The following is an 8,989-nucleotide window of genomic DNA, read 5'->3' on the forward strand; positions in this document are numbered from 1 at the left end:
GCTCGAGGGGGCCGGCCGAGTCGCCGACCACGCCGCGCTCCGGCCGTGGCGCGTCATCGCGTTGCGCGGAGCGGCGCGTGAGCGGCTGGGTGCGGCGCTTGCCGCTGCGGCCRGCGCCGAGGGCGAGGCCGCGGCGAAGCTCGCGGGAAAGCCGCTGCGCGCCCCACTGCTCCTGGCGGTGGTCGCGGTGACGACGCCCGACCACCCGAAGGTGCCCGAGTGGGAACAGGAGGCCTCCGCGGCCGGTGTCGCGCACCTCATGAGCCTGCTGCTCGACGACGCGGGATGGGGCGTGATGTGGCGCACCGGCCCGTTCACGCGGCATCCGCTCGTCGCCGCGATGCACGGCCTCGCGCCGAACGAGCGACTGCTCGGGTGGCTCTACGTCGGCGGCCGCACGGAGGCGCGCCGGCCCGAGGGGCGCACCGACCGCGTCGCCGCGGCGCGAATCACGACGCTCGACTAGCCCCTTCGGCGGGCGTCGGGCCGTGCACCGGCCCTGGCGGCGCGGCGTGGCGCCGGCGCGTCCACCCGACGCTCGCGATCACCACGGCCACCAGCGCCAGCAGGGTGCCGCCGATGGTGGCGGGGTCGACCGGACGCCCCGCGGCGGGCGCGAACAGGTCGAGCGAGAGCGCGGCCGCGAGCTGTCCGGCGACGCCGCACAGCGCGAGCACGAGCACGCCCACGATGCGCACGAGCACGGCCTGCCCGGCGATGAAGACGCAGCCGATCGCGCCGCCCGCGTACAGCCACGGCTCGGTGGGCATCGACTCGGGCCAGCCCACGGATGCCGCGTGCACGAGCATCACGACGACGAGGGCCGCGGTGCCGACCGCGAAGTTCCCGACGGTCGCCGTCAGCGCGCTCTCGGCCGCGCTGCGCACCCGACCGTTCACGGCCTGCTGCCACGCGGCGCCCAGGCCCGCGGTGAACGGCAGCAGCATCAGCAGCACGGGGACGTTTCCGCCGACTTGGGCCGAGACCGCCCAGCCRACCGCCGCGAGCGCCAGCACGGCGCCGATGACGCGCGTCGGGGTGAGCGGGCGCCGGCCGCCCGGCCCCAGCCCGAGCAGGTCGAACACGATGCCGCCGAGGGTCTGGCCCGCCACGATCGCCACCGTGAAGAGGGCCACGCCGACGACGGCGACCGAGAGGCCCTGGGTCGTCACGAACCAGGCGCCGGCGAGGCCGCCGAAGAGCATCCACCAGGCGATCCGGCGCTCGCGGAGCGCGACGACCACCCGGCCGAAGCCGGCACGACCCGGCCGCCACGCCGCGAGCACGACGAGGAGGATGACGAGGCCGCTCCCGAACGAGATCGCCGCAGCCGTGAAGGGGTCGTCGAGCGCGTGGGCGAGCTGTCCGTTGATGCGGGACTGGAGCGCGGTCAGCGCTCCGCACGCGAGGGCGAACACGATCGCGAGCCACATCGGCAACCGCGTCCGTTCGACGTGGGCATGCCGGTGCGGGTGCTCGGACGGTGCCGCGGGCGCCGCGGCATCCGTGCTGGGATTCTCGGTCAAGAGCCGGCTGCGGGACTCGAACCCGCAACCACCGCTTTACAAGAGCGGTGCGCTACCAATTGCGCCAAGCCGGCGAGAGGCGATGCCTCCCCGACATCCTACCGACGGCACGAAGGCCCGGCGCGGGCCGGGCCTTCGTGGTCGGACGGACGACGACTACTGCGCCGGGGTGGGCGTGGGCGTCGGCGTGGGGGTGGACTCCGAGTCGTTGAACGTCTGGCTCGTCGCCTGCAGCACGAACGCCTGGAACTCCTGCGGGTCGTCGAGCGAGCCGCCGTACTGCTGGCCGTTCACGAGCACCGTCGGGGTGCCGGTGACCGAGGGCAGCTCGGGGTTGGTGTTCGGGATCGGCTCGGTCAGGGCGCGGTTCGTGGAGTCCTGGACCCAGGCCTTGAACTGCACGTCGTCGATGCACTTCTCGATCGTCGACTGCTTRCTCACCCCGACCTCCTCCGCGAGCGACTTGAGCTCGTCGTCGGTGAGGCCGGTGGAGCCCTCCTCGGGCTGGTTCTCGAAGAGGATCGCGTTGTAGTCGAAGAACGAGTCGGGCGACGACTCGGCGACGCACGCCGCGGCGTTGGCGGCGCGCAGCGAGTACTGCGTGCCCGCCGACTTGTTCGTGAGGATCGCGATGGGGTGCACCTCGAGCGTGGCGGCGCCCGACTCGACCATGGTGCGCATCGACTCCGAGTTCGTGGCCTCGAACTGCCCGCAGAAGGGGCACAGGTAGTCGACGTAGATGACGATGTTGGCGACCTCGCCGCTGTCGTCGGGCACGGTCGGCGTGGGCGTCTCGCCGGCCGCGAGCGCCGGGGTCGTGACGGCCACGATGCCGCCGTCGTCACCGGCGGTCAGCAGGATGCCGTCGCTCGCCATGTTCTGCGGACCGGGTCCCTCGGGCTTCACGCTCTGGAAGATGAGGGTGCCGACGAGCGCGGCGATGGCGACGACCGCCACGATGATGCCGCCCTGGATCAGGATCTTGTTGCGGCGCTCCCGCTTCTTCTGCTCCTCGCGGAGAAGCCTGGCCTTCTCTCGGGCCGCCTCTCTGCGTTCATTTCGGGATGGGCGTGGCTGATTCGATCCGCCGTAGGTCATCGATGGTCACTCCGGTCGCTGTGGGTGCGCGCGCGTATGCATGCGAACGCACCCACGATAGTAGGAAGCATGTCTGGGAATCACCCAAGCGGATGCCGGACGCGTGCCGTTCCCGGCATGGGAATCACCCGAGCGCCGAGCGCAAGGGGTCGGGGCTCGATTCGGCCGCACCCCGCGCGCATGCGATACTGATGAGGCGTCGACGTCGACGCACTTCCATTCACTACGGATCGTCCGGCACGTACCTGCCGGTGAAGGAGACAGAAGAACCATGGCATCAGTCACGTTCGACAAGGCCACCCGGCTCTACCCCGGTGGCACCCGCCCGGCGGTCGACAAGCTCGACCTGGACGTCGCGGACGGCGAGTTCCTCGTCCTCGTCGGCCCCTCCGGTTGCGGCAAGTCCACGTCGCTCCGCATGCTCGCCGGCCTCGAAGAGGTCAACGAGGGCAACATCTTCATCGGCGACCGCAACGTCACCGACGTGCCGCCGAAGGACCGCGACATCGCGATGGTCTTCCAGAACTACGCGCTCTACCCGCACATGACCGTCGCCGAGAACATGGGCTTCGCGCTCAAGATCGCCGGCGTCGGCAAGGACGAGCGCGCCGCTCGCGTCCTCGAGGCCGCGAAGCTGCTCGACCTCGAGCCCTACCTGGCTCGCAAGCCGAAGGCCCTCTCGGGTGGCCAGCGTCAGCGCGTCGCCATGGGCCGCGCGATCGTGCGCCAGCCCCAGGTGTTCCTCATGGACGAGCCGCTGTCGAACCTCGACGCGAAGCTCCGCGTGCAGACCCGCACCCAGATCGCGTCGCTGCAGCGCCGCCTCGGCGTCACCACGGTCTACGTCACGCACGACCAGACCGAGGCGCTCACCATGGGCGACCGCATCGCCGTCCTGAAGGACGGCATCCTCCAGCAGGTCGGCACGCCGCGCGACCTCTACGAGGCGCCGAACAACGTGTTCGTGGCCGGCTTCATCGGCTCGCCCGCGATGAACCTGTTCCACGCCGACCTCGTCGAGGGCGGGATCATGTTCGGCACCGCCAACGTGCCGGTCGAGCGTGAGGCGCTCGCCGACGCGAGCAGCAAGGTCGCCACGATCGGCGTGCGCCCCGAGGACATCGTCGTGTCGCCGAACGAGGGTCAGGGCCTCGCGGTCGACGTCGACCTCGTCGAGGAGCTCGGCGCCGACGGGTACCTCTACGGGCACTCGACGGTCGAGGGCAAGCGCACCGACATCGTCGCGCGCGTCGACGGCCGCGTGCACCCGAACGCCGGCGACCGCGTGTACCTCACGGCCACGCCGGGCCACGTGCACATCTTCGACTCCGAGTCGGGCCTCCGCCTCAGCAAGAAGCCGATCGTCGCCTGACGTTCCACGCACCACCGGGATGCCGGTCGGGCTTCGGCCCGGCCGGCATCGCCGTTTCCCCAGCCGGCATCGCGCTGTCTCCGGCCTGCATGAGCGTGTCTGCGGTCGCCCGCACCGGCGACTACGCTGAACCACGATGAGCGGCTCACTTTCGATCACGTCGGCCATGGCCGATCCGGCACTGCTCGACCTCCCATGGGACCTCCCGCTGGAGTCCTGGCCGAGCGACACCATCGCCGCCCTGCCGAAGGGCATCTCACGCCACCTCGTGCGGTTCGCCCACCTGGGCGGTCATGTCGTGGCGATCAAGGAGACCACGGCCGACATGGCCAAGGGCGAGTACGAGATGCTGCGACTGCTGCAGCGCACCGAGATCCCCTGCGTCGAGCCCGTCGCGGTCATCACGAACCGAACGGATGCCGAGGGCGAGCCGCTCAAGCCGGTGCTCGTCACGCGCCACCTCCGGTTCTCACTCCCCTACCGGGCGCTCTTCTCACAGACCCTGAGGCCCGACACCGCGACCAGGCTCATCGACGCCCTCGCCGTGCTGCTCGTGCGCCTGCACATCGTCGGGTTCTTCTGGGGCGACGTGTCGCTGTCGAACACGCTGTTCCGGCGCGATGCGGGCGCCTTCGCCGCCTACCTCGTCGACGCCGAGACCGGCAAGCTCTACGAGGGCGGCCTCTCGAACGGCCAGCGCGAGAACGACCTCGAGATCGCCCGGGTGAACATCGCCGGCGAGCTCCTCGACCTCGAAGCGGGTGGCCGGGTCGCCGACGAGCTCGACCCGGTGCGCATCTCCAACGGCATCGTCGAGGCGTACCGCAGCCTGTGGAAGGAGCTCACGGGCTCCGAGTCGTTCTCGACCGCCGAACGGTGGCGCATCAACGAACGCGTGAACCGCCTGAACGACCTCGGCTTCGACATCGAGGAGCTCGCGATCCGTACCGACGACACGGGCACGACCCTGCGCATCCAGCCGAAGGTCGTCGACGCGGGGCACCACCAGCGGCGGCTGCTCCGCCTGACCGGGCTCGACGCCGGCGAGAACCAGGCACGTCGCCTGCTCAACGACCTCGACTCCTACCGGGCGGCGTATGGCAAGGCCGACCTCGACGAGGAGATGGTCGCCCACGAGTGGCTGATGCGCGTGTTCGAGCCCGTCGTCCGCGCGATCCCCCTCGACCTGCGGGGCAAGCTCGAGCCGGCCGAAATCTTCCACCAGCTCCTCGAGCACCGCTGGTTCATGGCGCAGCAGGCGGGGCACGACATCCCGCTCGCCGAGGCGGTCACGTCGTACGTCAACCAGGTGCTCCGCCACCGTCGTGACGAGGCGACCGTGCTGGGGCCGCCCACGGGTTCGACCTCGACGATCGAGGTCGTTCCCGAGACGTCGGCCATCGCGGTGGTCGACCCTGACGACGAGAACGACTGGCGCCTCAAGGTCTAGCCGGCCCGGCCCGCGCCGGAGCCCGGCCGGCGCCAGAGCCGGGTCAGAGGGCGACGCTGCGGTTCTCCCCGATGTCGGGCGTCTTGTGCGTGAAGATCGCGGCGGCCGCCTTCACGAGCGAGAACACGCCCGGCTCCGTCTTCGCCCAGTACTCGGCGCCGTCGCCGGTCACCTCGAGCACCGCGATCGTCGGGTCCTCGCGGCCCTGCTCGAACCATGCCTGGGCGGCCGGGTTCCACAGCTCGTCGATGAGGGCGTCGTCGCGCACGACGCGCGCGTGGCCCGCGATCGACAGGTAGCCGTTCTTCGAGGCGAACGACACGCTGACCACCGGATCCGCGAGGATCTCGCGGGTCTTCTCGCTCGGATCCTGTACGAGGAACCGGATGACGCCGTCGAAGTCGTCCTGCAGCACCGCGAGGGGACGCGCGTGCAGCGTTCCGTCGGCGCCTCGGCTGGTGAGCAGCGCCGTGTCGGCGCCGGTCACGAGCTTCGCGATGCGTTCGCGCTCCTCGGCGGGATCGGGCGGCGTCTCGGCAGTGCCGGCCGCGTCGGTCGGCCGCGTGTCGTCGTCTCGGTGCTCGTCGATGTTCTGCGTCATGCCCCCGACGCTACGTGTCGGCGTGACGGCGAGCGAGGCCTTGACAGCGTCAGACGGGCGACTCGGCCCGCAGCTTCGAGATCTCGTAGAGGGTCACGGATGCCGCGATGCCGGCGTTCAGCGACTCGGTCGACGACTCGATCGGGATCGACACGATGGCGTCGCACGTCTCCGCCACAAGCCGTGAGAGACCCTTGCCCTCGCTGCCGACCACCACGACGATCGGGCGCTCGGCCCATGAGAGGCCGGGAAGCGACACGTCGCCGTCGCCGTCGAGTCCGAGCACGAACACGCCGCGCTCCTTCAGCGCCTTGAGCGTCTGCGTGAGGTTCGCCGCCATCGCGACGGGCACGCGAGCGGCTGCGCCGGCCGAGGTCTTCCATGCGGCGGAGTTCACGCCGACCGAGCGACGCTGCGGCACGATGACGCCCTGGCCGCCGAACGCGCCCGTGGAGCGGAGGATCGCGCCGAGGTTGCGGGGATCGGTGATGCCGTCGAGCGCGACGAAGAGGGGGGTCTCGTCGCGGGCGAGCACCTCATCGAGCAGCTCGATCGGGTGTGCGTACTCGTAGGGCGGAACCTTGAGTGCGAGGCCCTGGTGCACGCCGCCCTCGCCGGCGAGGCGGTCGAGCTCGGGCCGCATGACCTCGAGCATGGGGATGCCGCGGTTGGTGGCGATCTTCATCGCCTCCTTCACCCGGTCGTCCATCTCGACGCGCGCGGCGACGTAGAGGGTCGTGGCGGGGATGCGGGCGCGCAGCGCCTCGACGACGGAGTTGCGGCCGGTCACGATCTCGGACTCGTCGCCCGACTTCGACCGCCGTGCTGCGCCGGATGCCCCGCGGGGCGCGCCGGCGCGCTGGCCCTGGCCGGCCACCTTCCCGGGAGCCTTGCCCTTGCCGCCCGCCGCGCGATACCGCTCCTCGGCGGCCTTGCGCTTGCCGGCGGGGTGCCAGGCGCGGTCCTCGGCCCTGGGTGTGGGGCCCTTGCCCTCGAGCGCCTGCCGGCCCTGGCCGCCGGACCCGACCTGCTTGCCCTTGCTCTTGCGCACGGCTCCGGCGCGCGGCTTGCTGCTGCCCTTCATGATCCCAAGCTCCAATGCGTGCCGGTCTGGCTGTCTTCGATGGTGATGCCCGCGGCCGAGAGCTCGGCGCGGATGAGGTCGGCCGCGGCGAAGTCCTTGGCCGCGCGAGCGGCCTGGCGGTCTTCGATGAGGCGGGTGACGAGGGTGTCGAGCGCGGATGCCGCGGGCGCGGCATCCGGGGCCCAATGGGTGTCGCGCGGGTCGATGCCGAGCACCTCGACCATCGCGACGACCTGGCCGTGCAGGGAGGCGGCGTCGTGCAGCTCCTCGGCGTCGAGCGCCTGGTTGCCGGCCCGCACCGTCTCGTGGAGCACGGCGAGCGCCTGCGGCACGCTGAGGTCGTCGTCCATCGCCTCGGCGAACGCGTCGGGGATGAGCGGGCTGCCCACCCCGGCGAACCGGGTGCCGGCGAGGCGGCGCTCGACGCGCAGCAGGAACGCCCGGATGCGATCGACGGCCGCCTCGGCCTCGGCCAGCGAGGTGGGCGCGTAGTCGAGCGTGGAGCGGTAGTGCGCGGCGCCGAGCAGGTAGCGCACGGCGAGCGGCGACGCGAGCTCGAGGAGCTCGCCGGCATAGACGGAGTTGCCGAGCGACTTCGACATCTTCTGGCCGCCGATGTTCACGAGCCCGTTGTGCACCCAGTAGCGCGCGTACGCGTCGCCCGCCGCCGTCGACTGCGCGAGCTCGTTCTCGTGGTGCGGGAAGCGCAGGTCGAGGCCGCCGCCGTGGATGTCGAACTCGGTGCCGAGGTAGCGCGTGGCCATGGCCGAGCACTCGATGTGCCAGCCCGGCCGTCCGGGTCCCCACGGCGACTCCCACGACGCCGACTCGGGCTCGGCCGGCTTGCGGCCCTTCCAGAGCGCGAAGTCGCGAGGATCCCGCTTGCCGCGCGGGTCGGCGTCGGCCGCCGCCTCCATGTTGTCGCGGGCCTGCCGCGTGAGCTCGCCGTAGGACGGCCAGCTCGCGGTGTCGAAGTAGACGTCGCCCGAGCCGTCGGGTGCCGCGTAGGCGTGTCCGCGCTCGATGAGGCGCGCGATGAGCTGCTGCATCTGCTGCACGCTGGCCGTCGCCCGGGGCTCGTAGGTCGGGGCCAGGATGCCGAGCGAGGCGTACGCGGCGGTGAACTCGAGCTCGACGCGGTAGGCGAGCGCCCACCACTCCTCGCCGACGCCCACGGCGCGCTCCTCGTCGGAGGCGGCGAGGATCTTGTCGTCGATGTCGGTGACATTGCGGACGAACACGACGTCGTACCCGCGGTACCCGAGCCACCGCCGCATGAGGTCGTAGGCGAGGGCGCTGCRCAGGTGCCCGATGTGCGGGCTCGACTGCACCRTCGGCCCGCAGACGTACATGCCGACGCGCCCCTCGCGGAGGGGCACGAAGTCACGCAGGGCCTGGGCCTTCGAGTCGTAGAGTCGCACGGTCACCCGCCAAGCCTACCGGCGCGCCCCCGCCCACGACGTCGGAGACGCCACGTGCCGGAGCCCGGCCTCAGGCGGAAACGATGAGGGCGGTCGCGATCGCCGCGATGCCCTCACCGCGGCCGGTGAAGCCGAGCCCGTCGGTGGTCGTGGCCGACAGGCTCACCGGCGCGCCGAGGATGCCCGCGAGCATCGCCTCGGCCTCGGCCCTGCGGGGTGCGAGCTTGGGGCGGTTGCCGATGACCTGCACCGACACGTTGCCGACGGCGAACCCGGCGTCGCGGAGCAGCCGCACGACCTCGGCGAGGAAGACCTCGCCGTGCGCGCCGTCGAATCGCGGGTCGCTCGTGCCGAAGACGGCGCCCACGTCGCCGAGCCCGGCCGCCGCGAGCAGCGCGTCGCAGATGGCGTGGCTGGCCGCGTCGCCGTCGCTGTGC

General features: G+C 71.7%; 9 protein-coding genes and 1 tRNA gene. 3 read left to right on the forward strand and 7 right to left on the reverse strand.

Annotated features, from left to right (window positions below):
- Positions 1–466: nitroreductase family protein (locus AC1DY2_RS10105; protein WP_476762304.1), on the forward strand; the 466-nt coding region annotated here is incomplete at its 5' end.
- Here the strand turns inward: AC1DY2_RS10105 and AC1DY2_RS10110 are convergent.
- The 3 genes from AC1DY2_RS10110 to AC1DY2_RS10120 all read right to left on the reverse strand — a co-directional run bounded on the left by AC1DY2_RS10110 (position 450) and on the right by AC1DY2_RS10120 (position 2,624).
- The gene (locus AC1DY2_RS10110) at positions 450–1,526 is read right to left on the reverse strand and encodes a DMT family transporter (protein WP_476762305.1); all 1,077 of its coding nucleotides are present in this window, start codon (positions 1,524–1,526) and stop codon (positions 450–452) included. The genes AC1DY2_RS10105 and AC1DY2_RS10110 overlap by 17 nt on opposite strands.
- Position 1,527: 1 nt before the next feature.
- Positions 1,528–1,600 (reverse strand) — tRNA-Thr (locus AC1DY2_RS10115).
- An 82-nt stretch (positions 1,601–1,682) separates the two neighbouring features.
- Positions 1,683–2,624 carry a DsbA family protein gene (locus AC1DY2_RS10120; RefSeq protein WP_476762306.1) on the reverse strand — a complete coding sequence of 314 codons (942 nt, stop codon included), beginning with the start codon at positions 2,622–2,624 and terminating at the stop codon, positions 1,683–1,685.
- A gap of 271 nt (positions 2,625–2,895) precedes the next feature.
- Between AC1DY2_RS10120 and AC1DY2_RS10125 the strand changes: the two genes are divergently transcribed.
- Positions 2,896–3,996, forward strand: a complete 1,101-nt coding sequence (locus AC1DY2_RS10125; RefSeq protein ID WP_476762307.1) for an ABC transporter ATP-binding protein — start codon at positions 2,896–2,898, stop codon at positions 3,994–3,996.
- A gap of 136 nt (positions 3,997–4,132) precedes the next feature.
- On the forward strand, positions 4,133–5,446 hold the full coding sequence (locus AC1DY2_RS10130; RefSeq protein ID WP_309977608.1) for a DUF4032 domain-containing protein: 1,314 nt from the start codon (positions 4,133–4,135) through the stop codon (positions 5,444–5,446).
- 43 nt (positions 5,447–5,489) lie between these two features.
- On the opposite strand, the gene AC1DY2_RS10135 is transcribed toward AC1DY2_RS10130, so the two are convergent.
- The 4 genes from AC1DY2_RS10135 to ispF form a co-directional block, all read right to left on the reverse strand.
- A complete protein-coding gene (locus AC1DY2_RS10135) occupies positions 5,490–6,047 on the reverse strand; it encodes a pyridoxamine 5'-phosphate oxidase family protein (RefSeq protein ID WP_476762308.1) in 558 nt (185 codons plus the stop codon).
- A 49-nt stretch (positions 6,048–6,096) separates the two neighbouring features.
- A complete protein-coding gene (gene rlmB, locus AC1DY2_RS10140) occupies positions 6,097–7,131 on the reverse strand; it encodes a 23S rRNA (guanosine(2251)-2'-O)-methyltransferase RlmB (RefSeq protein ID WP_476762309.1) in 1,035 nt (344 codons plus the stop codon).
- Positions 7,128–8,558 carry a cysteine--tRNA ligase gene (cysS, locus tag AC1DY2_RS10145; protein ID WP_476762310.1) on the reverse strand — a complete coding sequence of 477 codons (1,431 nt, stop codon included), beginning with the start codon at positions 8,556–8,558 and terminating at the stop codon, positions 7,128–7,130. Before cysS ends, rlmB begins: the two co-directional genes overlap by 4 nt.
- A gap of 64 nt (positions 8,559–8,622) precedes the next feature.
- A partial coding sequence (ispF, locus tag AC1DY2_RS10150; protein WP_476762311.1) for a 2-C-methyl-D-erythritol 2,4-cyclodiphosphate synthase occupies positions 8,623–8,989 on the reverse strand: 367 nt, incomplete at its 5' end.

This window comes from Agromyces sp. P1_H4 (genome assembly GCF_056405255.1).

Coding starts and splice junctions, on each gene's coding strand:
- AC1DY2_RS10125 (WP_476762307.1), top strand. CDS start 2,896: ATGGCATCAGTCACGTTCGACAAGGCCACCCGGCTCTACCCCGGTGGC.
- AC1DY2_RS10130 (WP_309977608.1), top strand. CDS start 4,133: ATGAGCGGCTCACTTTCGATCACGTCGGCCATGGCCGATCCGGCACTG.
- AC1DY2_RS10135 (WP_476762308.1), bottom strand. CDS start 6,047: ATGACGCAGAACATCGACGAGCACCGAGACGACGACACGCGGCCGACC.
- rlmB (WP_476762309.1), bottom strand. CDS start 7,131: ATGAAGGGCAGCAGCAAGCCGCGCGCCGGAGCCGTGCGCAAGAGCAAG.